This window comes from Chitinimonas viridis (assembly GCF_030409555.1).
GTDB lineage: Bacteria > Pseudomonadota > Gammaproteobacteria > Burkholderiales > Chitinimonadaceae > Chitinimonas > Chitinimonas viridis.
The window spans coordinates 36,111-59,083 of sequence record NZ_JAUFPU010000007.1 but is presented as its reverse complement, the minus strand read 5'-3'; the positions used below and the strand labels follow the sequence as shown (position 1 = coordinate 59,083).

Annotated in this window: 19 protein-coding genes; 13 read left to right on the top strand and 6 right to left on the bottom strand. The window is 63.2% G+C overall.

The window, feature by feature from the left end; genetic code table 11:
- Positions 1-8 precede the first annotated feature (8 nt).
- Positions 9-431, top strand: coding sequence for a hypothetical protein (locus tag QWZ03_RS08370; protein ID WP_290332296.1), 423 nt, complete (start codon positions 9-11; stop codon positions 429-431).
- A 47-nt stretch (positions 432-478) separates the two neighbouring features.
- Positions 479-1,417 (top strand): formimidoylglutamase, encoded by a 939-nt coding sequence (gene hutG / locus QWZ03_RS08365; protein ID WP_290332295.1) that lies wholly within the window; start codon positions 479-481, stop codon positions 1,415-1,417.
- A gap of 95 nt (positions 1,418-1,512) precedes the next feature.
- On the opposite strand, the gene QWZ03_RS08360 is transcribed toward hutG, so the two are convergent.
- A complete protein-coding gene (locus tag QWZ03_RS08360; RefSeq protein WP_284197239.1) occupies positions 1,513-1,845 on the bottom strand; it encodes a DMT family transporter in 333 nt (110 codons plus the stop codon).
- Between the two features lie 3 nt (positions 1,846-1,848).
- The gene (locus tag QWZ03_RS08355) at positions 1,849-2,475 is read right to left on the bottom strand and encodes a TetR/AcrR family transcriptional regulator (protein ID WP_290332294.1); all 627 of its coding nucleotides are present in this window, start codon (positions 2,473-2,475) and stop codon (positions 1,849-1,851) included.
- Positions 2,476-2,603: 128 nt separating this feature from the next.
- Between QWZ03_RS08355 and QWZ03_RS08350 the strand changes: the two genes are divergently transcribed.
- A complete protein-coding gene (locus tag QWZ03_RS08350) occupies positions 2,604-3,671 on the top strand; it encodes an MBL fold metallo-hydrolase (protein WP_290332293.1) in 1,068 nt (355 codons plus the stop codon).
- Positions 3,672-3,705: 34 nt separating this feature from the next.
- Here the strand turns inward: QWZ03_RS08350 and QWZ03_RS08345 are convergent, their stop codons facing one another.
- From QWZ03_RS08345 to mpl, 4 genes are all read right to left on the bottom strand, one after another.
- Positions 3,706-5,433 (bottom strand): ABC-F family ATP-binding cassette domain-containing protein, encoded by a 1,728-nt coding sequence (locus QWZ03_RS08345; protein WP_290332292.1) that lies wholly within the window; start codon positions 5,431-5,433, stop codon positions 3,706-3,708.
- Positions 5,434-5,758: 325 nt separating this feature from the next.
- Complete coding sequence (locus tag QWZ03_RS08340) at positions 5,759-6,298, bottom strand: DUF1697 domain-containing protein (protein WP_290332291.1); 540 nt, start codon at positions 6,296-6,298, stop codon at positions 5,759-5,761.
- Between the two features lie 46 nt (positions 6,299-6,344).
- On the bottom strand, positions 6,345-6,857 hold the full coding sequence (locus QWZ03_RS08335; protein ID WP_290332290.1) for a Crp/Fnr family transcriptional regulator: 513 nt from the start codon (positions 6,855-6,857) through the stop codon (positions 6,345-6,347).
- Positions 6,858-6,865: 8 nt separating this feature from the next.
- The gene (mpl, locus tag QWZ03_RS08330; RefSeq protein WP_290332289.1) at positions 6,866-8,248 is read right to left on the bottom strand and encodes a UDP-N-acetylmuramate:L-alanyl-gamma-D-glutamyl-meso-diaminopimelate ligase; all 1,383 of its coding nucleotides are present in this window, start codon (positions 8,246-8,248) and stop codon (positions 6,866-6,868) included.
- 69 nt (positions 8,249-8,317) lie between these two features.
- Here mpl and QWZ03_RS08325 point away from each other — a divergent pair, with 69 nt between their 5' ends.
- From QWZ03_RS08325 to ppc, 10 genes are all read left to right on the top strand, one after another.
- A complete protein-coding gene (locus QWZ03_RS08325) occupies positions 8,318-9,274 on the top strand; it encodes a GGDEF domain-containing protein (protein ID WP_290332288.1) in 957 nt (318 codons plus the stop codon).
- 209 nt (positions 9,275-9,483) lie between these two features.
- Complete coding sequence (locus QWZ03_RS08320) at positions 9,484-9,897, top strand: YjfI family protein (RefSeq protein WP_290332287.1); 414 nt, start codon at positions 9,484-9,486, stop codon at positions 9,895-9,897.
- 18 nt (positions 9,898-9,915) lie between these two features.
- On the top strand, positions 9,916-10,632 hold the full coding sequence (locus tag QWZ03_RS08315) for a PspA/IM30 family protein (RefSeq protein WP_290332286.1): 717 nt from the start codon (positions 9,916-9,918) through the stop codon (positions 10,630-10,632).
- Positions 10,625-10,954, top strand: coding sequence for a hypothetical protein (locus QWZ03_RS08310; protein ID WP_290332285.1), 330 nt, complete (start codon positions 10,625-10,627; stop codon positions 10,952-10,954). Before QWZ03_RS08315 ends, QWZ03_RS08310 begins: the two co-directional genes overlap by 8 nt.
- Before the next feature lie 36 nt (positions 10,955-10,990).
- On the top strand, positions 10,991-11,620 hold the full coding sequence (locus QWZ03_RS08305) for a ubiquinone biosynthesis protein (protein ID WP_290332284.1): 630 nt from the start codon (positions 10,991-10,993) through the stop codon (positions 11,618-11,620).
- Between the two features lie 90 nt (positions 11,621-11,710).
- Positions 11,711-13,810, top strand: a complete 2,100-nt coding sequence (locus QWZ03_RS08300) for a flotillin family protein (protein WP_290332283.1) — start codon at positions 11,711-11,713, stop codon at positions 13,808-13,810.
- A 10-nt stretch (positions 13,811-13,820) separates the two neighbouring features.
- Entirely contained in the window at positions 13,821-14,381 is a 561-nt protein-coding gene (locus QWZ03_RS08295; RefSeq protein WP_290332282.1) for a hypothetical protein, read from the top strand.
- 52 nt (positions 14,382-14,433) lie between these two features.
- Positions 14,434-19,671, top strand: a complete 5,238-nt coding sequence (locus tag QWZ03_RS08290) for a DNA repair ATPase (protein ID WP_290332281.1) — start codon at positions 14,434-14,436, stop codon at positions 19,669-19,671.
- 51 nt (positions 19,672-19,722) lie between these two features.
- On the top strand, positions 19,723-19,965 hold the full coding sequence (locus QWZ03_RS08285) for a hypothetical protein (RefSeq protein ID WP_290332280.1): 243 nt from the start codon (positions 19,723-19,725) through the stop codon (positions 19,963-19,965).
- Between the two features lie 209 nt (positions 19,966-20,174).
- Positions 20,175-22,934 (top strand): phosphoenolpyruvate carboxylase, encoded by a 2,760-nt coding sequence (gene ppc, locus QWZ03_RS08280; RefSeq protein ID WP_290332279.1) that lies wholly within the window; start codon positions 20,175-20,177, stop codon positions 22,932-22,934.
- The last annotated feature ends 39 nt before the right edge of the window (positions 22,935-22,973 follow it).

The window sequence follows — 22,973 nt, the reverse complement described above, 5'->3', positions numbered from 1 at the left end:
ATATGCTCATGATGGGCATCTACCTGTTTGTGTTGTGGGACAGCGATATGGCAACCACGCTTCTGCTGTTGCCACCCTGGCCGGTTTGGGTCTGGTGCCTGCTATTGTTGCCGTTGGGCTTGCTTGAGGTACTGGTGGTTGGCAGGCGTGGCGTGACCTACTACCGAATGTGCCTGTTGCTACCTGTCTGGCGTACTGCCATCCGGCCAGGAAGTGGCCTGTATCTTCATCCTGGCGTGGCCGATTTGCCTGCAGAGTGCGTCTTTCTGCGCCGGCCCGGTTACGCCTACGATGGCATCGCGCTTGGCAACCGACGATCTGCCCAGCCGCTTTTCGCGGCGTTGGCCGAAGTGCTGCAGGCTAGCGGCTGGCAATGGCAAAGGCCCCCTGGCAAGCTGCAAACCGAATTATTCCTGTCCTATCCTGGCTAGTGCCCGTCCATCCCAAGCCGGGAGGCTATTCTCATTGGAGCCCCACTATGTACCAAGCTGCTGATATGGCCGTATGGCAAGGCCGCGTAGACGCCGAGGAAGGCCCGCTGGCCCGCCGCTGGCATGAGTGCCTGCAGGCCTTCCACGATGATGCGCCTCCTGGTACGGCCTTGCTGGGCTTTGCATGCCATGCCGGGGTGCAGCGAAATCACGGCCGGCCTGGTGCAGAAGAGGGGCCGCTGGCCCTGCGCAAGGCGCTGGCCAACCTGGCCTGGCACCATGAGGGGCATATCTACGATGCCGGTAATGTGCGCTGCGTGGGCGATGCGCTGGAGGAGGCGCAGCAGGAGCTGGGCAGGCAGGTGACCCATCTGCTGCAACGCGGGCATTTTCCGCTGGTGCTGGGCGGTGGGCACGAGATTGCCTATGGCAGCTTCCTCGGCCTGGCACGCCACGCCGAGCTGCAGGGCAGGCCGCCGCGCGTAGGCATCGTTAACCTCGACGCCCATTTCGATCTGCGGGCAGGCGAGCGCGGTAGTTCCGGCACGCCGTTCCGGCAGATTGCCGAGGCCTGCGCGGCCAACCGGATGTCGTTCAACTACCTGGTCTATGGCATCTCTGAACCGGGCAATACCGAGGCCCTGTTCCACCGTGCCCGCGAGTTGGGCGTGCAGTGGCGCGGCGACGAGGAGTGTACGCGCGACAGGATGGAAGACCTGCTCGATACCCTGGCCTTCTTTGCCGACGAAGTGGACTGGCTATACCTGACCGTCTGCCTTGATGTCCTGCCGGGCAGCGTGGCGCCGGGCGTTTCGGCGCCGGCAGCCTACGGCGTGGAGCTGTCGGTGGTCGAGGCCCTGATCGATGCCGCCAAGGCTACGGGCAAGCTGATGCTGGCGGATATCGCCGAGCTGAACCCGGCCTTTGACCGCGATGGTGTCACCGCCAAGGTGGCGGCACGGCTGGCTTGGCGGATTGCCCGCTAAGTCTGCACAGGAGCGACATCGCGTGACCTAAAGTCGCCACTATGGCTTGAATGATGGGCTCGGCGCGCCTGGTTTGATGTGACTTCCTGCGTGCCTTAATGCGCTGCCGCCTTGGAGTAGAGATTGATGACCACTACCCCGGCGATGATCAGGGCCATGCCCAGCAGGGCGGGCGCGTCGAGCTTCTGGCCGTGCAGCAGCCAGGCGATCAGGGCGATCAGGACGATGCCTGCGCCTGACCAGATGGCGTAGGCGGTGCCCATGGGGATGGTGCGCAGGGTGAGCGACAGGAAATAGAAGGCAATGCTGTAGCCGCCCAGGGTGAGCAGGGAGGGCCACAGCCGGGTGAGGCCATCGCTGGACTTGAGGGCCGAGGTGGCGATGACCTCGGCGACGATGGCGATGGCGAGAAAGAGCCAATTTTGCATGGGCTAGGTTCCAGTGGGGCTGGGCTGGGCGTAGTAGCCCAGGAACATGTCTACTGTGGTGGTCATGATGTGCTGCCTTGCCTCGGCCGAGGGGCGGGGTTGGCCCATGGTGACCTGGGGCCAGAAGGCAAACGCCTTGAGCAAGCCATACAGCTGGTGGGTGGCGAACGCCGGGTCGTGCGGCCTGAGCCTGCCGTCGGCCTGGGCGGCCCTGAGCCAGGTGGTCAAGCCTTCTTCCCGCTCGCCCATCTTGGCCACCATGGCCTGTGCCCGCTCGGGCGTATGTATGGTCTCGGCGATGGCGACGCGGGCCAGGTCGAGAAAATTGTCGTCGTCCAGCATGTCCAGCTTCTGCGCCACCAGAGCCAGCAATTGTTCGCGCAGGGAGAGATCGGCGCGATAGGGCAGGTCGCGCCGGGCCAGGCTGCGCTGCCAGAGCTGCAGCAGGATTTCGGCGAACAGTTCTTCCTTGCTGGGGAAGTGATTGTAGACCGTACGCTTGGAGACATCGGCGCTGGCGGCGATCTTGTCCATGCTGGTGCTCTGGAAGCCGTTGGCACGGAACTCGGCAATGGCCGCAGCCAGGATGGCGGCGCGTTTCTGGTCAGTCAGGCGTAGTGGTTCAGACATGGGAGGGCGGATACCTGGGGGGGTTGAATCTGATTTTACACTGACCAGTGTACTTTTTTCTTGCATAAAACTACACTGTGTAGTGTAATTTATCTCGAAGGGGCAGAGGATCTGCTCCGGAGAACCCGATGAAGCCCCTACGCCTGACCCTGATAGGATTGACCGTCGCCATGGCCTACCTTGCCTTGAATGCCTGCAGCACCGTGCCTGCTTATCCGCGCTCCACGCAGTTTGAAGCAGGTCGTTTCCGCAATGTCGCCACCACGCCCAGCCCCGGCTTGGGCCAGACCCTGCAGGCCGCCTGGAGCATGCTGGTGGACAAAGCGCCGGACACCACGCCCCGCAAGGCGATTCCGGTGCTGGCGCTGAGCCAGGCCGACCTGCTGGCCGCGCCTGACAACACCCTCTACCGCCTGGGCCACTCCACCATGCTGCTGAAGCTGGAAGGGGCGTTCTGGCTGACCGACCCGGTATTCTCGGAGCGGGCGTCGCCCTTGCAGTGGCTGGGGCCCAAGCGCTTCCATCAGCCCCCCATCAGCCTGGAGGCGTTGCCGCCCATCAAGGGGGTGATACTGTCGCATGACCATTATGACCACCTGGACCATGCGGCCATACAGGCGCTCATCCCCAAGGTGGAGCGCTTCTATACCCCGTTGGGTGTGGGCGACCGTCTGGTGGCCTGGGGCGTGCCGGCAGCCAAGGTGCAGCAGCTGGACTGGTGGCAGGAGACACGGGTAGGCGGGGTGATGCTGGCCGCGACGCCGGCGCAGCATTTTTCCGGCCGCAGCCTGAGCGACCGCAACAGCACCCTGTGGGCATCCTGGGTGATTGCCGCGCCAGGGCTCAAGCTCTACTTCAGCGGCGACACCGGCTACCACGCTGGCTTCAAGGCCATAGGCGACAAGTACGGCCCGTTTGACCTGACCCTGATGGAGACGGGCGCCTACAACGAGCAATGGGCAGATATCCACATGCTGCCGGAGCAATCCTTGCAGGCGCATCTGGATTTGCGTGGTAAGTGGCTGCTGCCCATACACAACGGCACGTTCGACCTGTCGCTGCATGCCTGGCACGAGCCTTTCGAGCGCATCAGCGCCCTGGCACAGGCTCAGCAGGTAGCCTTGACCACGCCGCGCATGGGGCAGCCGGTCGACATGTTGCAACCACCGGCCGGGGATGCCTGGTGGCGTGAGTAGGTGAGGCAGCAGGGTCGACCCTGCTGCCTGATCGCTACAAACCCAAGACCTGACTCAGGCTGGCGATCTCCTGGCGCCATTGCTGCTGAGCCTGCGGTCTTTGCTGGCGCGGCTTGCGGCCAAGGTCGTCGGCCAGGCGTGCTTCCAGCTCGCACAAGCGGGCCAGCATCTGGTCGGTATCGCTCACCGCAGCTGGCGCGACCGGTGCTGAGGCTGGCCGGCTGAGGGTGGCGGGCGCCACCTCCTGCATGCGGGCATAGGCTTGTGCGGCATCCTGCCATTGTTCTATCCGGCCATCGCGTATCAGCCAGTAGCGGTTGCAGGCGCGCTCTATCAGCTCGCGGTCATGTGATACCAGCAACACGCCGCCGGCGTAGCCGAGCAGGGCTTGGGCCAGCTCGGCCTTGCCATCCATATCCAGGTGGTTGGTCGGCTCGTCCAGCAGCAGGAGATGGTAGCTGGCCAGCGATAGCCCCAGGAACAGCAGGCGCGAGCGCTCGCCGCCACTGAGTGTCGCCACCTTCTGGCCATGCCGGGGGTAGGCAAATCCGGCGCTGATCAGGGCCCTGCGCCTGTCCATCTCGGCGATGCGGCCGGACAGGCGGGCAAAGGGCGCCAGTGCGCTCATCAGGTCATCGTTGTCGCGCAGCTGCTGTTGTGACTGATCGTAGTACCCAACGGCAGCCTGGCTGTGGAACTGGATGCCGTCAGCCTGGGCTTCGTGCTGCAAGGCCTGCCAGCATTGCCGCAGCAGCGAGGACTTGCCCAGGCCGTTGGCGCCCAGCAGGGCAACCCGGTCGCCGGCCTTGAGGCTGCAATCCTCCAGCGTAAACAGCGGCGGCAAGCCTGCGGCGGGCCTTACCGGCAGTGCGCTCAGCGCCAGCAGGCGGTCGGCCGCCAGGGCCTGACCTTGCAGGGCCAGGCGCCATGGCGGGCCTTGGGTGACGAAGGTCTGCTCCTCGCGCAGCCGGTCGGCTCGCTTCTGTATGACCTTGGCCTTGCGTGACAGGTCTTCATTGTCGTAGGTACGGCCCCAGATCGCCAGGCGCTGGCTGCTGCTGGTGAGCCGGTCTATTTCCTTCTGCTCGGCGGCATGGCGCTGGCTGGCGGCCTGGTCCATCTCGTCCAGCGCTGCCCGCGCCGTGCTGCAGGGCAGGTCAAAGCAGTACAAGCGCTTGTCGCGCAGTATCCAGCTCTGCCGGGTAACGTTGTCGAGCAGCCTGGCATCGTGCGAGACCAGGATAAAGCCGCCCGTCCAGCGCTGCAGGAATTGCTCCAGCCAGAGCAGGGAGGGCAGGTCCAGGTGGTTGCTGGGCTCGTCCAGCAGCAACATATTGGGTTCCTGCAGCAGGGCACGGCCCAGCAGCAGGCGGGTGTGCTGGCCGCCACTCAGGCCGGAGACGGGCACCTGGGCGTGATGGGGCTCGAACCCCAGCTCCTGCAGCATGGCATCCGAGCGCCAGCGTGCATCGGGATGGTTGCCCACGGCTGCGCAGAGGGCGGCGTGCAGGGTCAAGCCGGCCAGCTCGGCAGGCAGATGCTGCTCCACATGTTGCAGGCGACAGGCGCGGGCGTGGTGCACCGTGCCGGCGGTGGCCTCGCGGGTGCCGGTCAGCAAGCCCAGCAGCGTGCTCTTGCCGCAGCCGTTGTGACCCAGCAGACCTACACGGTCGCCCAGGTTGAGGGTAAAGGACAGATCCTGGAACAAAGCGCCGTCGGCGGTATCCAGTTGCAGGGAGAGTGCGGAAATCAGTGTAGTCATCGCTCTTGCCATATTTTTGGGATGCAGGCATCCACATCAACACAAGCGCTGACGACAGGAGTCGGGAAAGGACTCAGGAAAAGCGGAAGAAGGGCTTTTCGGCAGGAATGAGGGCTTTGCTCCGACCCACTATCGCAACGCGACAGAAATGGGGCAGGAGCGGGCGTACATGCCATAAAGGCGTGCGAACCAGACGGTGCACGAAGACATAACCATATTGACCTCCTTTCTTTGTAATGAGGTGTATCGGGGGAGCGCCAACAAGTGCGGCGAGGCGCTTGCTGCACCCAGACATCGCCACTTTAGCCGGCAGTAGCGATGGTGATCAAGCGGCTGGGTATTTTGCCGCCAGCTTCTGCAGCGTATTGATGCCACGCAGGGTGGTCTTGAGCTTGAGGGTCTTCTCGAACAGCATATTGCTGAATACCGACTCGCTTGCTTGCTGTCGCCGCAGCCAGTACACCTCGCGGCCATGTATATGGAAATCGTCGTGTTCGTTGCGCATGCCCAGCAGAGTGGCCTGTTGCGCAGGGCTCATGGGCTGGGCCAGCAGGCAGACTGCCAGTGGGCCGCTGCCAGTCCTCTCCACCTCGAAAGCTGGATGGCTGGCGATGGCGGCCAGTTCGGCATCGCTGCGGACAAAGGTGGCTACTTCGTAGCCTAGCGTCTGCTGCAGATGGTGCGCGATGGCCTGTTCGAGTTCGACAGCCGTGCGCTCGTCGCGATCAAAGATGACGTTGCCGCTGGCAATAAAGGTCTCCACACCCGTCAGGCCCAAGGCCGACAGGTGCCGGCGCAGGTCTTCCATCCTGACATGGTGGCCACCGACATTGATGGCGCGAAGAAAGGCGATCTGGCGGGGCATGGTGGTGGCTGGCAGGCGGTGGCTGGGCCGACATGCTAGCAAGACCCTAGCCAACAAAGTAGCGCTGGGTTTCGCTGGCCAGCTTTTCGAAGGCTTGCTTCTCCTGGCTCTGCTCGGCCATCTCGGCCAGCCTGGCGTCGGTTTCGCGCAAGCGGCCTGCCATCATGATGGCCAGGTTGCGGTAAAGCTTGGTTTCCAGCCCGGCCAGGCGCGGCATGCTGGCACGCTTGAATACCAGCACCCGCACATCGTCTATGGCCACTACGCTGGCAGAGCGCCAGCCGAAATCGATCAGGGCGAGTTCGCCAAAGGTCTCGCCTGGCCCCAGACGGGTCAGCTCGTGCTCGGTGATGCCGGCGAAGCGGTTGACGGCTACCGTACCCGACAGCAGTACGTAGAGCTCGCTACCGTCTTCGCCTTCGTTCAGCAGGCGCTTACCGGCCGGGTGCTGCTCGAACTGGCAGGCGGCGAGATACTGGCGGGCTTCTTCGGCGGTAAAACCGCCAAACAAGCGCACCGATTGAACCAGTCGCTGTACCAGGGCATCGTTGTTCTGCATGGTTATCCTCAGGGTGCTAAGGCTGCCAGCAGCTTCTGGTGTATGCCACCGAAACCGCCATTGCTCATGACCAATATGTGATCGCCAGGCCGTGCTTCGGCCGCGACCGCTGCTACCAGCTTAGTCAAATCATCGTGGGCCTGGGCGATTTCACCCATGGGAGCCAGCGCCTCTGCGGCATCCCAGCCCAGGTTGGCCCCGTAGCAGTACACCCGGTCGGCCTCGGCCAGGCTGGCGGGCAGCGCTTGCTTCATGGTGCCCAGCTTCATGGTGTTGGAACGTGGCTCCAGTACGGCCAGAATGCGCGAGCGGCCTATCTTCTGCCGCAGACCGGCCACGGTGGTCGCGATGGCGGTGGGGTGGTGGGCAAAATCGTCGTAGACGGTCACGCCATGGACGGTACCGCGCACTTCCATGCGGCGCTTGACGTTGCGGAATCCGGCCAGAGCGGCGATGCCGACCTCGGGCGTGACACCCACATGGCGGGCAGCGGCCAGGGCGGCCAGGGCGTTGAGCTGGTTGTGCTCGCCCATCAGGTCCCAGCGCAGGCGGCCTTGCGGGGCGCCGTCGAGGATGATGTCGAAACCATCGTCGTGAACCGCGCCGACCTGCCAGCCGTCGGCACCGCCAAATCGCGCCACCGGCGACCAGCAACCGCGCTTGAGCACCCGCTCCAGGCTGTCCTCGCGGCCATTGGCCACGATCAGGCCCTGGCTGGGGATGGTGCGGACCAGGTGGTGGAACTGGGTCTCGATGGCGGCCAGGTCGGCAAAGATGTCGGCGTGGTCGAATTCCAGGTTGTTGAGGATGGCGGTACGGGGCCGGTAGTGGACAAACTTGGACCGTTTGTCGAAGAAAGCGGTGTCGTATTCGTCGGCCTCTATCACGAAGAAAGGTGAGCGGCCGCCGGGCTCCTGCCGTGGTTCGCCGGGCAGGCGGGCCGATACGCCGAAGTTCTCGGGCACGCCGCCCACCAGGAAGCCTGGCGCCAGCCCGGCGTATTCCAGTATCCAGGCCAGCATGGAGGTGGTGGTGGTCTTGCCGTGAGTGCCGGCCACGGCCAGTACCCATAGGGGTTGCGCCGGATTGCGCAACACATGCTCGGCCAGCCATTGCGGGCCGGAAACATAGGGCAGGCCGGCGTCCAGTATGGCTTCCATCAGCGGATTACCGCGCGTCACCACATTGCCGATAACGTAAATATCAGCCTTGAGATTGATCTGTTCGGGCGAGTAGCCTTCAATGAGTTGTATACCAGCTGCTTCGAGCTGGGTGCTCATGGGTGGGTAGACATTGGCATCGCAGCCTGTCACGGTGTGGCCGGTGGCGCGAGCAAGCTGGGCGATACCGCCCATGAAGGTGCCACAGATGCCAAGAATATGGATGTGCATAGAGTCCTGTTGTGCGATCGCCCCGGCTCAGTTGCGCGAAGCTCTGGTAATATAAGTGGTTGACGATAAATGAACGAACGCTCGATGACGCCTTCCCAGTCACCCACTCTGACGCCGTCGGATATCGCCCGCATCGCGCTCAAGCGCCTTGCGGAGCTGGGTTTGCCGCCGACACCGGAAAACTATACGAAATTCTACAACGCCATTGCCGCAATCAAGTCCCCCACGGATAAAAGCGACGAGGAATTGAAGAGTGCGTATCAGGTGCTGTTCCGTGTTTCAGACGTGCTCGACGGCATGAGCGAGACCTCGGAAGTGCTGCTGGAAGACCTGTTGCGTGGCAGCGAGGTCATGGATCAGTCGCTGGATGCCCTGCGCAGCAGCCACGATGCCGATACGCTGGAGCAGGTGTTGAGCACCTTGATCGAATCCACCGGCTCGGTCCGTCAGACCGTGAATGCGTCGCATCGCGACCTGCAGGAGCTGAAGGCGACCATGGACAAGATACAGTCCGATCTCGCCATCAACCGCAAGACGCTGGAGCAGGACCCGTTGACCGGGGCCCTCAACCGGCAGGGTCTGGAGCATCTGCTGACCCGTGAAGTGAAGCGCGCCCGCCGTGCCAATCTGCCGCTGACGGTAGGCATACTGGATCTGGACGAGTTCAAGCAGGTGAATGATAGATTCGGCCATCTGGTGGGCGATAAGGTGCTGATGCATTTCTCCAGCATAGCCAAGGCAGTGCTGCGCGAGAGCGATGTACTGGTGCGTTACGGTGGCGAGGAGTTCCTGGTGCTGCTGCCCGAAACCGACCTGAACGGCGCACGCTTTCTGGTGGACCGCCTGCGCCAGGTCAACGCCAAGACGCCCTTCTTCCATCACAGCCAGCATATCGACATCCGGTTCTCGACCGGCGTGGCGCAGCTGAAACAGGACGAAAATGGCCATGCCATGCTGATACGGGCCGATGAAGCCATGTACCAGGCCAAGAACAGTGGCCGTGATCAGGTGATCTTTTCCGACTAGCAGCGCCATCACAGTCTAGCCACGGGCCGGTGTATACACCGGCCCGTTTTGTTTTCCGGGCCGCCGCCGGCCGCCTGGCGGGGGCTGCTGTGGGTGTGTGACATTTTATGTCTTGACATTTTATGTCGGAAATTCTAACTTCAACGCACACGGCAATCAGTAGGACGCGACAGGCGCGCACCGATGGCCGCAGGTAGAAGAGGTGGGAAATGACCGAGTTTCAAAGCAGGATGGAAACAGCCGCGCGCATTGCCGAGGCGGTCTATGGGCTGACCGTGGAGTGGCAGCCGATACCGGGCGAGGTGGAGGTGGTGCAGGCCACGCTGGCCGGGCGTGAGGAGCTGCCCATCTACCTGACCCATAGCGGCGAACAGATCATCTGCATCTGCTATCTCTGGCACGACAAAGAGGTGCTGGCAGAGCGCCGGGTGGCGCTGCTGGAGGCGCTGCTGGACTTGAACATCCCCATGCCGCTGTCGTCGTTTGCGCGGGTGGAGGGCTGGTTCGTGGTGTATGGCGCGCTGTCGCGTCAATCCCGTGCAGAGGAGCTGGCGCAGGAGCTGGCTACCCTCAGCGAAAACGCGGTGGATGCGCTGGATGCATTTGCCGAGTATCTGAAGTAAGCGAGAAGGAGCGTCATCATGTCTATCTTCAACAAGATCGTTACGGCAGTACGCGGCAGTGTGCGTGAGTTGGGCGAGGCGGTGGTGGATGCCAACGGAACCCGCATCTACGAGCAGGAAATCACCGACGCCCGCCAAGCCCTGACCCAGGCCAGGCAGGACCTGACCATGGTGATGGCCAAGGAAATGCAGGCTGGGCGCGAGATCGAGCGGCTGGCGGCTGAGCAGGCGCGCTTCGAGAACCACGCCGTGGCCGCCATGGACAAGGGCGAAGATGCCCTGGCGCTGGAGGTGGCAGACCGCATCGTGGCGCTGGAGACCGAGTTGGCAGCGCAGCAGCAGGCACGCACGGAATTCGCGGCCAGCATTGCCAGGCTGAAGGAGCTGATCAAGCAGGCCGAGGCCAAGGTGCGCGAGCATGAGCGTGAGCTGGTGATGGCCAGGACGACCGAAAGCGTGCACCGGGCGACGCAATCCATCTCGCATAGCATGGGCTCGGGTGGTTCCAAGCTGCTGTCGGCCAGGGAGTCGCTGGAGCGCATCAAGCAGCGCCAGCAGGATCTGGCCGACCGGATGACGGCGGCGGCCGAGCTGGACAATGAGATAGGTGGGCAGGCGCTGGAGCGCAAGCTGGAAGCCGCCGGCATAGGCGAGAACGCTGGCCGGCGCGCTGCGGTGCTGGCACGGATTGCCGCCCGCCGTGCGGCCCCTGCGGATGAGCCTGGCGATGCCTAAGCTACCGGCACGCTGGGGCGAGGCCGAACCGGCAATCAAGGCGGTGCAGGTGGCATTCGATGTGGAGGAGGCGGTGCTGCGCGCGGTGCGCTATGCCGCCTATCGCAATGAGCTGTCGCCGTCGGATCAGATAAGGCAGGTGCTGAACCTGCCCGTATCTACCCGCCCCAAACGGCCACGTTTGACGGTGTCGCTGGCCGAGGCGGACTACCATGCATTGGGTGCCCGCTTTGGCCTGGCGGCGGAGGACAGGCTGGCCATCAAGGAGCGGGTGACGGCGGAGCTGATCGCCTTTGCCCAGCGCCACCCGCCGCCGCCGTGATGCGGTATGGCGCGCATGACATAGGACAACAACAAGATGCTAGATGTAATCACGACCACTCTGGCCAGCTACCCCACCAATCTGCTGACAGTATTGCTGGGCGTGCTGCTGATCTATTGGGTGCTGGCGCTGTTCGGGCTACTGGACTTGGATGCGCTGGACATTGATGTCGACCTGGATGCCGATCCTGGCGAGCTAGGCCAGATCGCCAGCTATGTGGTGGCCTTTGGACTTACCGGCGTGCCGTTCTCTGTGGTGATCAGCCTGGTGGTGCTGATTGCCTGGCTGCTGTGCTACCTGGCAGACCGCTACCTGCTGTTCTGGATGCCGGGCTGGATGACGCTGCTGGCCGGTACGGTGGTGCTGATAGCGGCACTGGCGGCTGCCGTATTTGTCACCGCGCGCGCGCTGCGCCCCATGCGTGGCCTGTTTGTGGAACACAACGCCCGGGGTAATGCCAGCTTGGTGGGGCTGAGCTGCCAGATCACCACGCTGAAGGTGGATGAGCGCTTTGGCCAGGCCAATGTGGAAACCGAAGGCACGGCCATCGCCATCCGGGTCAGGGCTGCCGCTCCCAATAGTCTGGTCAAGGGCTCGGTGGCCACTATCATCAGCTACGACGAAGGCAGTGGCTGCTACGAGGTGGTGGAGTCACCGCTGATTTGATGCCTACGCAATAGCTGTTCAACAATAAATTACTGGATTACCCGCTACAGAGCCTCGCCAGGGGCCGTCAGCTCAAGGAGAAATACCCCAATGGAAGCCATTCTGATCGCTGTCGGCGTACTTGCCGTCATCATTTTCGGCATCTTTGCCTTGTTCGCGAAGTTCTACAACAAGGTGGAGCAGGGCCATGCCCTGATCATCAACAAGCTTAAGGCCGTGCCGGATGTCACCTTCACCGGTGGGGTGGCCTATCCCATCATCCACAAGAAGGAAACGATGGAGATATCGCTCAAGACCATCGTGATCGACCGCTCGGGCAAGGAGGGATTGATCTGCGCCGACAATATCCGCGCCGACATCAAGGTCACCTTCTTCATCCGCGTCAACAAGACCGCCGAGGATGTACTCAAGGTGGCGCAGGCTGTTGGCTGCGCCCGTGCGTCCGATCAATCGACGCTGGAGGAGCTGTTCTCTGCCAAGTTCTCCGAGGCGCTCAAGACTGTGGGCAAGTCCATGGACTTCGTTGATCTCTACCAGGCGCGCGACCGATTCCGCGACGAGATCATCCGCCAGATAGGCGACGACTTGTCTGGCTACGTGTTGGACGATGCGGCCATTGATTTCCTGGAGCAGACGCCCATCGAGAAGCTGGATCCCAGCAATATCCTGGACGCCCAGGGCATACGCAAGATTACCGAGCTGACGGCGGTGGAGCACGTGCAGACCAATGAGCTGCAGCGCAATGAGCAGATGCAGATCAAGAAGAAGGATGTGCAGACCACCGAAGCCCTGCTGGAGCTGGAACGGCAGCAGGCCGATGCCGAGGCGCGGCAGCAGCGCGAGATCACCTCGGTGCGTGCCCGGGAGGAGGCTGAGGCCGCCAAGGTGCAGGCCGAGGAAAGACTGAAGGCCGAGACCGCCCGCATCAAGATGGAGCAGGACCTGGCTGTACAGAACGAGAACATGAAGCGTGAAACCGAGGTGGCGGAGAACAACCGCAAGCGCGCTGTGGCCATCGAGGAAGAAAAGGTTGTCCGTGCCCGCGAGCTGGAGGTGGTGGCACGCGAGCGCGAAGTGACCTTGCAGGAGATAGACAAGGAAAAGGCTGTTGAAGTCGAGAAGAAGAACATCGCCGAGGTGATACGCGAGCGGATTGCCGTGGAACGTACCGTGGCGGAACAGGAGGAAGCCATCAATGAGCTGCGGGTGGTGTCGGAAGCCGACCGCAACAAGAAGGCGACCGTGATCAGCGCCGAAGGTCGGGCCGCCGAGCAGATGGTGGTGGATGTGAAGGCGGCCGAGGCCGAGGAGCTGCGCGCCAAGCACAAGGCGGCCGAGCAGCTGACGCTGGCCGAGGCCAAGCTCAAGGTGGCAGAGAAGGAAGCCGAGTCGAAGAAGCGCGAGGCCGAAGGTATAGAGGCACTCAGCGCGGCAGCCGGCCTGGCTGAGGCCAAGGTGATGACGGTACAGGCCGATGCCAAGGAGAAGGATGGCATGGCGGCGGTGCGGGTGAAGCTGGCCGATGCCGATGCTGTGGCCAAGTTTGGCCATGCCGAAGCCAGCGCGCTGAAAGACAAGCTGGAAGCTGAGGCCACCGGCAAGGAGAAGCTGGGCCTGGCCGATGTGCATGTGCGCCTGGCGGATGCCGATGCCTTGCGCCAACAGGGCGAGGCCGAAGCGTCTGCCATCCAGGCCCGCTTCGTGGCCGAAGCAGCCGGCCTGAAGGAGAAGTTTGCCGCCATGGGCGCGATGACCGAAGACACCCGCTCGCACGAGGAATTCCGCATGCGGCTGGACAATGCCCATATCGAGACCCTCAAGGCCATCGAGGCCAATACCTCGATTGCCCGCGAACAGGCCGAGGTCCTGTCCACTGCTCTGGGCAACGCCAAGATCGACATCGTGGGGGGCGACGGCGACTACTTCCAGCGCTTCGTCAATGCGCTGGGCATAGGCAAGGCCATAGATGCCACCATAGGCAAGAGCGAGACCCTGCAGACGGTGTTCAAGGGCCATCTCAATGGCGAGAAGGACTTGCTCGCCGATGTGAAGGGCATCATGGGCAATGTGGGCACCGATGATCTGCAGAACCTCACGGTATCGGCCTTCCTGGCCAAGGTCATGAGCGAAGGCAGTGAAGAGCAGAAAGCCCTGATAGGCCAGTTACTGGGCAAGTTCGGGCGTAAGTAAGGGGCTGACGATGGCGACCAATTGCATACGTTGCAGCGACCAGGTGCTGGCAACGACCGAACTGAGCCCGGGCCTCAAGGCTGATAGTTGCGCGCAATGCCACGGTAGCTGGCTGGCCATGGAGCACTGGCGGACCTGGCGTGCCAAACGCCAGGCTGCCGGCAAACCCGAGCCGGTGGTGGTGGGCGGCGAGGATGTCGCTGCTGAGGTGGCGCAGGCAGCTGCCTGCCCGCATTGCCATCGCTTGATGAACCGCCTGCGGGTGGCAGCTGGGCTGCCCTTCCGGCTAGACCATTGCGCTGGCTGCCAGCATGTCTGGCTGGATGGGAATGAGTGGGCTGCCCTGAGCCAGCATGGTTACGATGGCGTGCTGGATGAGGTGGTGTCGGCGCAGTGGCAACGACGGGTGCGCGAGGCAGAGGCCGTGGCACACCGGGAGTCGGCCTGGCGCAGCCGCTTGGGCGAGGCGGTCTACCAGGAGGCCGTGCGGCTGAGGCATTGGCTGGATAGTCAGGCCAACCGTGCCGAGCTATTGGCCTACCTGAGCCGCGACGACAGCAAGAGCCATTGATCCTGCAACCGCGCAGGGTGGTACGACCGCCCTGCGCCATGATTGAGTACCGATGCAGACCACAGACCAAGAAACCGACCTGCAGGTAGCGGAGAGCGGCGGCTATGAGCTGGTAAAGGGCCGCCTAGCCAAGCAGGGCCGCGAGCTGGAGGGCAAGACCGAAGCGCTCAATACGGCACGCCTGGCCGAGTTTGGCGAATCCAAGCTGGCGCTGGCTGCCCGGGTGCGGGCCCGTACCGAGAGCAATTGCACCGCCCGCGATATTGTCCGAGTGGGCGATACACTGCTGTTTGGCTACAACGTGTTCCTGGGGCTGAAGCAGGAGACACGCATCAGCGATGTGTTCGGTCTCTACCGCCTGGCCGAGTCGGCCGATGGACCTGAGCTGGAGGCGCTGCCGCTGGCGGGCAGTCTGCTGGACGACGCCCGCTTCGAGCAGGATTTCCGCGAGCTGTATGGCTATTATAAGGAGGCCAGTCTGCTGCAACTGCGGCTGGTCAACGGCAAGCTGCTGGCGGCATTCAAGACCGGCCCCAGCATGCAGAACCTGCGGGTGTTCCGCTGGGAGCTGGCGGTCGATGGCCGTGCCAGCTACATCGACAATCGCGGTGAGCGCGATATGGCCCTGCCGCCCAGCCATGATTTCGAGTGGCAGGCCACCACCCGCGAGCAGCATGTGCTGGGGCGCCATCCACACGTCAATGTCCTCGATACCGTGTTTGTCGAGACGGTGGGGGGTGACCTGACCATCAAGGTGGAGAACAATACCGAGACCGGCCTGGGTATCTATAGCGAGCCGGTGGAGGACAGCACCCAGTCCCTGATGGATGCCGACATCCAGTACGCCCGCGCCGGCGGCGTGCTGCTGCTGAAGATACGGCCATACCGGGAGGCCGCTTACCGCTACCTGGTGTTCAACCCCCGTACCCGTTCGGTACAGCGTATCGATGCCCTGGGCCAGGCCTGCATCAGCCTGCCCGAGGATCAGGGCATCATCTTTCCCGGCGGCATCTACCTGGCCAGCGGTGAGTACAAGGACTTCGGCCCCGACTGCGCTGGTATGGGGTTCGACCGGCTTATCCGCTCGCCCAATGGCGAGGATGTGCTGTATGTCTTCTGCAATCTGGAGGCGGGCCGCTACGGCCTGTTTCCCTACAACCTGATACACAAGCGCTTGGCCAATCCCATCGTCGGCCATGGCTATGCCCTGTATGCCGATGGCCGCATGCTCGCGTTTTCGGTTGATGCCGACGAGCCTGTCAGGCTGCATCCCATGCAGTTGTGGGATACGCCTTTCCATACCGACGAGCATGCGGCTGGTGCGACGGAGAAGCAGAGCTTTCTTGGCAAGCTGGGCAATGGCGAGCTGGTACGCGGCATTGCCGAGCTGTTTGGGCTGGCCCGTGCCGCACAGGCATCGGCCCCTGCCCGCGCCATGTATGAAGACCTGGAAAAGCGCGCGCGCCGCGTGGTGGATGGCTATTTCTGGCTGGCCACGCCGGAAGTCGATCTGGCGGAGGGCCTGAAACAGCTGGCCCATACCGCCAGACTGATGCTGGACGAGTTCGACAAGGTCGAGCAATACCGCCGTACGGCCGCCCAGGCCATCGCCGAGGCTGAGGCCAATCAGGCGGCATTGGTGGCGGAGATCAAGCGCACCATCTGGCAGCACCCGCGCCAATTCACCGAGTTGCTGGATAGGCTTCGGCAGGCAAGGGGCAAGCTGCTGACGCTGAAAGACCTGCGCTATATCGATACGGCCCGGATTGCCGAGCTGGATGCCATCCTGGCACGCGAGCAGGATCTGCTGGGCGAAGGCGCGGTGCGGTTCCTGTCGGAGCCGGCAGCATTGGCGGCGTTTGATACCCAACTGGCCGAGATTGCCGCCAAGGTGCCGGGCGCCGCTACTGTTGCGCAACTGGCGCCTTTGCTGAGCGCACTGGACGATGTGGGTGACAGCCTGGACCTGCTGACGGAAACCCTGGGTGCGCTCAAGGTAGGCGACGCAGTGCTGCGCACGCGTCTGCTGGATGCTATTTCCACGGTCTATGCCAGGGTCAACCAGTTGCGTGCCGAGGCCGGCAACCGCAAGAAACAGCTTGGCGTGGCTGAGGCCCAGGCGGAATTCGGTGCCCAGCTCAAGCTGTTTGGCCAGAGCCTGGACAATGGCCTCAACCTGGCGGCAACGCCGGAAGCCTGCGACGAACAATTGGCCAGGCTGGTGGGGCAGCTGGAGGAGCTGGAAGGCCGCTTTGGCGAGCATGAGGCCTTCCTGGGCGATATCCTGGGCAAGCGCGAGGCGGTATTCGAGGCCTTTGAAGCCAAGCGCCAGGGCCTGCTGGCCGAGCGGCAGCAGAAGCTGGGCAGCCTGAAGGCGGCGGCCGACCGCCTGGCCGCCGGCGTTGCCAAGAAGATAGGCAAGTTCGCCGATGCCACGGCGCTGCAGACCTATTTTGCGGCCGACCAACTGGTACTCAAGCTGCGTGAGTTGATCGCCAGCCTGCGTGGCGCGGGCGACAACGTCAGTGCCGACCAGCTGGAAGGGCAGCTCAAGTCGGCCCAGGATCAGTCAGTACGCGCCTTGCGCGACCAGGCTGACATCTTTGAAGACGGCGGCAAGCTGATACGGCTGGGCAAGCACCGGTTCAGCGTCAGCCAGCAGGCGCTGGAACTGGCATTGGCTGCGCGGGACGATACGCTGTGTGTCCACCTCAGTGGGACGGACTATACCGAGCCGGTTGCGGATGACCGGCTGACCGGACTGCGCCCCTACTGGGGATTGGCCCTGCCGTCCGAGAGCCCAGAGGTGTACCGTGCAGAGTACCTGGCCTGGCAGGTGCTGCGCGCGGCGGAACAGGGGTGGGAGGGCCTGAGCAATAACCAGCTGGATGTGGCAGCGCTGGAAGGTACCCTGCTGCAGAAGGTGCAGACCTTTGCCGCACCCCGCTATCAGGAGGGCTATCAGAAGGGCGTGCATGACGAGGATGCTAGCCGCGTGCTGGCAGCCCTGCTACCCATGCGCACGGCTGCTGGGACGCTGGCCATTCCGCCACTGAGCCGGGCCGTGGCCCAGTTGTTCTGGGCCAGCCTGGACGAGGCCCGCCAGCATGCCCTGGCATTGCGCGCGCGCCAGGCCAGCCTGCTGCTGGGCGAATTTGACGAGCATGGCGCCCAGCAGCAACTGGTGGCCGAGCTGGCCGAACAGTTGGAGGCCTGGCTGCAACAGGCAGGGTTTGAGGCGGCCGACCAACTGCCGGCTGCCCCGCTGGTGGCCAGCTACCTGGCCGAGGAGCTAGGCCAGACGGCGCTGCAGTTTGTGTTGTCGGCAGCGGCAGACGACTTGGCGCAGGCTTTTGTGCGCACCCTGACCGAGCGCGGCCATTTTGGCGACTGGCGCGATGCCTTGGGACATGCCGGCCTGGTACAGCGCTGGCGTGCGGTGCAGTCCTGGTTGCAGGGCTATGTCCGGCGTCATGGCGGCTCTACCCATTTTGTGGCCGAGGCCGCCGCCGTGCTGCTGGCTGACCTGCCCAGGCGGCGCGTCAACGCGGTGCTGGAGGTGGAGGTGACAGGTTTGCTGGGTCAGCATCCCCGACTGCATGAGGGGTGCTTGCAGCTGACGCTGGACGATTTCGCCCAGCGCCTGCGCCACCATGTGGAGCAGGTGTTGCCAGGCTTCGAGCAATATCAGGCGCTGCGTGGCGAACTGCTGGGACGGGAGCGGGAACGGCTGCGTTTGAAGGATTTCCAGGCCAAGCCGCTGAGCAGCTTTGTGCGCAACAAGCTGATCTCGGAAGTCTATCTGCCTCTGGTGGGGGCGAACTTTGCCAAGCAGATAGGGACGGTAGGCGATAGTCGCCGGGTGGACCAGATGGGCCTGCTGCTGCTGATTTCGCCACCGGGCTATGGCAAGACCACCTTGATGGAATACCTGGCCAACCGGCTGGGGCTGGTGTTCGTGCGCATCAACTGCCCTTCGCTGGGGCACGAGGTCAGCTCGTTGGACCCGGCCGACGCACCCGATGTCACCGCCAGGCAGGAGCTGGAAAAGCTCAATCTGGCGCTGGTGATGGGTAACAATGTGATGCTCTACCTGGACGATATCCAGCACACCCATCCGGCCTTCCTGCAGAAATTCATCAGCCTGTGCGACGCCACCCGCCGCATAGACGGCGTGTGGAATGGCCAGCCACGGACCTGCGACCTGCGCGGCAAGAAATTTGCCATCGTCATGGCAGGTAACCCCTATACCGAGTCGGGCGATGTATTCAAGATTCCCGACATGCTGGCCAACCGGGCGGATATCTACAATCTGGGCGATGTGCTGGGTGGCAAGGAGGATCTGTTTGCACTCAGCTATATCGAGAACTGCCTGACCAGCAACCCGGTACTGGCGCCGTTGGCCAACCGTGACCCGGATGACCTGCACCGCTTCCTGCGCATGGCGGCCGGTGAAGAGATACCGCCGTCGGCACTTTCCCATCCCTACGGCCAGGCCGAGATCAGTGAGATCGTAGGGGTGTTGCAGCGCTTGCTACGCCTGCGCGATACAGTGATGAAGGTCAACGCCAGCTATATTGCCTCGGCCGCCCAGGCCGATGCCTATCGCACCGAGCCGGCATTCAAGCTGCAGGGTAGCTACCGCAATATGGCCAAGCTGGCCGAAAAGGTGAACGCCCTGCAGAGTGAAGCTGAGCTGGCCCAGCTATTGGCCGACCATTACCAGGGCGAGGCGCAGACCTTGACTGCAGGTGCCGAGGAAAACCTGCTGCGCCTGGCTGAGCTGCGAGGTGGCATGTCGGCCGCCGAAGCCGAGCGCTGGGCCCAGATCAAGCGCGACTACCAGCATATCAAGCGCACGGGTGGCGACGAGGCCGATGGCGCCAGCAAGCTGGCTACCCAGCTGTCGCACATCACCGGGCAACTGGGCGAGATACACCTGGCCTTGCAGGCTGGCCATGCCCCGCAATGGGCCGAGGGCGTGCAGGCAGCCCTGGCGAGCCTGGGGGCGGCCATGGCAGCGCAGCAGACCACGGTGCAGGTGGCCCCGCCAGACCTGGGGGACTTGTCCGAAACGGTCAAGCGCATGGCGCAATCGTTCGATACCGGGCTGGTGCCTGTGGTCAGCGCCATGAACCACAAGATCAGGCTGGACCATGACATCTGGGACCGGGTGCAACTACTGAACGAACAACTGCAGGCTATCGCCAGCAAGGTAGGGGCCAGCAAGCTGCAGCTGAAGCCACGCAGCAGCGAGCCACCACCCGCCGCCGATGAAATACCGATCTGACGACCGGCATCGCCGACCCAGACAACTAACCCCTTATGCAAAGGAAGAAACATGAGTCAAAACGAAGCACACGATTACCTGGAGATGAGCTTTCGATCCATCAGCTGCTTTGGCAATGACGGCAAGCTGGACCGCGCCGAGTTCGACCAGATACTGACCATCGCCCTGCGCGACGGCAAGCTGGACGATAACGAGAAGCGGGTGCTGGGCCGTATCATCAGCCTGCTGCAGCCAGGCGAGGCTGCGGAGCTGGCGCCGAGGATTGCGCAGTTGAAGGCGCTTTACGACATCTAAGAGCCTGTGTAGCCCTTGCTACGAAGCAGGAAGCCTACTCTGGTGCGCAACAAAGCCCGCTGTCATGCGGGCTTTGTTGCGCCTGGGTGGTAGAAAAACGGCAAAGCAGAGGATTTTCCGGTATGTAGTTCGACTACAATTCCCTACACGGTGTGAGTCCTTTACTCTCGCTAGCGCACCGCAGCATCCCCACCGACACGAGACTCGCCATGGCCCTTTACGACAATGCCGCCGCCAAAGACCTGCCGCTGGAGCAGGATCTTGATCTGCTTGCCCGCCTGCTGGCCGATACCATACGGACCGAGACCGGCGAGGACACCTTGAAACAGATCGAGGCTGTGCGCGAGCTGGCTGTGCGTTTTGTCTGGGAGGCAGACTCCACGGCGGCAGATGAGCTGGCCTCTACCCTGGCTACCCTGTCGCATGACAACACCGTGGCACTGGCGCGGGCATTCAGCTATTTCTCGCATCTTTCCAATATTGCAGAAGACCTGCATCACAATCGCCGCCGCCGTTACCACCGCATGCAGGGCAGCCAGCCGCAGCGCGGCAGCCTGGCGCATTCGCTGGATGCGCTGGTGGCGCGCGGTATCTCGGCCGAGGCCATCAAGAATATGGTGGCGGCCACCCTGATTGCGCCGGTGCTGACGGCGCACCCCACCGAAGTGCAGCGCAAGACCCAGCTCGATTGCGAGCGCACCATTGCCCGTACCCTGACCATGCGGGATCGCCAGGCGTTGACGCCGGAGGAGCTGGAAGAGAATCAGATCGCGCTGCAGCGGGTGGTGCTGACGCTATGGCAGACCCGCGAAATCCGGGCGTTCAAGCTGTCGGTCAAGGACGAGATCGAGAATGGGCTGAGCTATTTCCGCTCGACCTTCCTGAAGCAACTGCCGCGCATCTATATCGAGCTGGAGGACAGGCTGTCTACGCTGACGGGTGCGCCGGTGACCTTGCCGACCTTTATGCATGTAGGTTGCTGGATAGGCGGCGACCGCGACGGCAACCCCTTTGTGACCCCGGAAGTGACCCTGCATGCGGCGGCCCGTCAGGCGGCCGTGGCGTTTGACTTCTATTTCGAGGAAGCCACCAAGCTGGAGGGCGAACTGAGCCTGTCGTCCCGCCTGGTGACAGTGAGCGAAGCGGTGCGGCTGATTGCGGCAGGCTCGCCCGACCAGCCCATCAGCCGGGCAGAAGAGCCCTACCGGCAGGCCATGGCGGCGATACGCCAGCGCATCCTGGCGACGGCTCACCTGCTGGGCAAGTTCCGGGGCGAGATACTGCCGTTCGAAGGGGCGGCCCCCTATGCCTGCGCCGCCGACCTGGTTGCCGATCTGCAGGCCATTGCCACGTCGCTGGCCAGCCATGGTTCTGCCCTGCTGGCCAGTGGCCGGCTGCGCCGGCTGATACGGGCGGTAACGGTGTTTGGCTTTCATCTGGCACCCCTGGATATGCGCCAGCACAGCGGCGTGCATGAGCGCTTGGTGGCCGAGCTGTTCCAGAAGGCGGGGTTGGAAGACTATCTGGCACTGGATGAGGCTGCGCGGCGTACCGTGTTGTTGCGCGAGCTGGCCAGTGCTCGTCTGCTGGTGACGCCCTATGTGCAATACAGCGAGGAAACGGCCAAGGAACTGGCCATTGCCCGCACCGCTGCCCTGGTGCATGCCAAATATGGCGCGGCGGCTTTGCCCAACTACATCATCTCCAATGCCACTAGCGTGTCCGATCTGCTAGAGGTGGCCGTGCTGTTGAAGGAGGTCGGTCTGGTGGCCCTGTCGCCCCAGCCCTTTGCCGCCGTCAACATCATTCCGCTGTTCGAGACCATACCCGACCTACGTGGCAGCGACAGCATAGTCCGCGAGCTGTTCGGCCTGCCCGCCTGGCGCCAGTTGCTGGCCAGCCGTGGCAATGTGCAGGAGATCATGCTCGGCTACTCCGACAGCAACAAGGATGGCGGCTACCTGACCTCCAACTGGGAGCTGTACAAGGCGGAAGTCAAACTGGTGGAGGTGTTCCGCCAGGCAGGTATACAGATGCGGCTGTTCCATGGCCGGGGTGGTTCGGTGGGCCGTGGTGGTGGCCCCAGCTACGAGGCCATCCTGGCGCAGCCAGCAGGTTCGGTGGCGGGGCAGATACGGATTACTGAGCAGGGCGAAATCATTGCCGCCAAGTACTCCGATGCCGAGGTGGGCCGCCGCAACCTGGAAACCCTGCTGGCGGCCACCCTCAGCGCCAGCTTTCCGCCTGAACAGGCATTGCAGGCCGATACGCCGGAGCGGCTGGAGCTGCTGGAGCGGCTGTCGGGCATGGCCTACCGTGAGTACCGCGACCTGGTCTATGCCACACCGGAGTTCATTACCTATTTCCGCGAAGCGACGCCGATTTCGGAGATTGCCAAGCTCAATATCGGCAGCCGTCCGGCGGCACGCAAGGCGACCAACAGCATTGCCGACCTGCGCGCCATACCCTGGGTGTTCTCCTGGGCGCAAAGCCGTTTGATGCTGCCCGGCTGGTACGGTTTTGGTACGGCCATCGAGGACTACCGCCGCGAGCGCGGTGAGGCGGCCATTGAGGAGCTGGCTGCCTTGTATCGTGACTGGCCCTTCTTCCGCGCCACCATCAGCAATATGGAGATGGTGCTGGCCAAGAGCGATATCCAGATCGCCAGTCGCTATGCCACGCTGGTGAAGGACGCCGATATTGCGGCGCGCATCTTTGGCCGCATCAAGGCTGAATGGCGGCGTTCAGTCGATGCCGTGCTGGCCATCACCGGTCACAAGGAATTGCTAGGCGACAACCCGCTGCTGGCGCGCAGCCTGAAGAACCGGCTACCCTATCTGGACCCGCTGAACCATATACAGGTGGACCTGATCAAGCGGTTCCGCGAGGGCGACGAGAGCGAGGATGTGCTGTATGCGATACATCTCACCATCAATGGCATTGCGGCCGGCCTGCGCAATAGCGGCTGAGTCAGCTGTGTGCCGGCGGCCGGGGCGCAGCACGCGCCA

Excerpts from the sequence above, each read along its gene's own strand:
- QWZ03_RS08360 (WP_284197239.1), bottom strand. The coding sequence starts at position 1,845 with ATGCAAAATTGGCTCTTTCTCGCCATCGCCATCGTCGCCGAGGTCATC.
- QWZ03_RS08350 (WP_290332293.1), top strand. The coding sequence starts at position 2,604 with ATGAAGCCCCTACGCCTGACCCTGATAGGATTGACCGTCGCCATGGCC.
- QWZ03_RS08345 (WP_290332292.1), bottom strand. The coding sequence starts at position 5,433 with ATGACTACACTGATTTCCGCACTCTCCCTGCAACTGGATACCGCCGAC.
- QWZ03_RS08340 (WP_290332291.1), bottom strand. The coding sequence starts at position 6,298 with ATGCCCCGCCAGATCGCCTTTCTTCGCGCCATCAATGTCGGTGGCCAC.
- QWZ03_RS08300 (WP_290332283.1), top strand. The coding sequence starts at position 11,711 with ATGGAAGCCATTCTGATCGCTGTCGGCGTACTTGCCGTCATCATTTTC.
- QWZ03_RS08295 (WP_290332282.1), top strand. The coding sequence starts at position 13,821 with ATGGCGACCAATTGCATACGTTGCAGCGACCAGGTGCTGGCAACGACC.
- QWZ03_RS08355 (WP_290332294.1), bottom strand. The coding sequence starts at position 2,475 with ATGTCTGAACCACTACGCCTGACTGACCAGAAACGCGCCGCCATCCTG.
- ppc (WP_290332279.1), top strand. The coding sequence starts at position 20,175 with ATGGCCCTTTACGACAATGCCGCCGCCAAAGACCTGCCGCTGGAGCAG.
- QWZ03_RS08290 (WP_290332281.1), top strand. The coding sequence starts at position 14,434 with ATGCAGACCACAGACCAAGAAACCGACCTGCAGGTAGCGGAGAGCGGC.
- mpl (WP_290332289.1), bottom strand. The coding sequence starts at position 8,248 with ATGCACATCCATATTCTTGGCATCTGTGGCACCTTCATGGGCGGTATC.
- hutG (WP_290332295.1), top strand. The coding sequence starts at position 479 with ATGTACCAAGCTGCTGATATGGCCGTATGGCAAGGCCGCGTAGACGCC.
- QWZ03_RS08305 (WP_290332284.1), top strand. The coding sequence starts at position 10,991 with ATGCTAGATGTAATCACGACCACTCTGGCCAGCTACCCCACCAATCTG.
- QWZ03_RS08315 (WP_290332286.1), top strand. The coding sequence starts at position 9,916 with ATGTCTATCTTCAACAAGATCGTTACGGCAGTACGCGGCAGTGTGCGT.
- QWZ03_RS08310 (WP_290332285.1), top strand. The coding sequence starts at position 10,625 with ATGCCTAAGCTACCGGCACGCTGGGGCGAGGCCGAACCGGCAATCAAG.
- QWZ03_RS08285 (WP_290332280.1), top strand. The coding sequence starts at position 19,723 with ATGAGTCAAAACGAAGCACACGATTACCTGGAGATGAGCTTTCGATCC.
- QWZ03_RS08325 (WP_290332288.1), top strand. The coding sequence starts at position 8,318 with ATGAACGAACGCTCGATGACGCCTTCCCAGTCACCCACTCTGACGCCG.
- QWZ03_RS08335 (WP_290332290.1), bottom strand. The coding sequence starts at position 6,857 with ATGCAGAACAACGATGCCCTGGTACAGCGACTGGTTCAATCGGTGCGC.
- QWZ03_RS08320 (WP_290332287.1), top strand. The coding sequence starts at position 9,484 with ATGACCGAGTTTCAAAGCAGGATGGAAACAGCCGCGCGCATTGCCGAG.
- QWZ03_RS08370 (WP_290332296.1), top strand. The coding sequence starts at position 9 with ATGATGGGCATCTACCTGTTTGTGTTGTGGGACAGCGATATGGCAACC.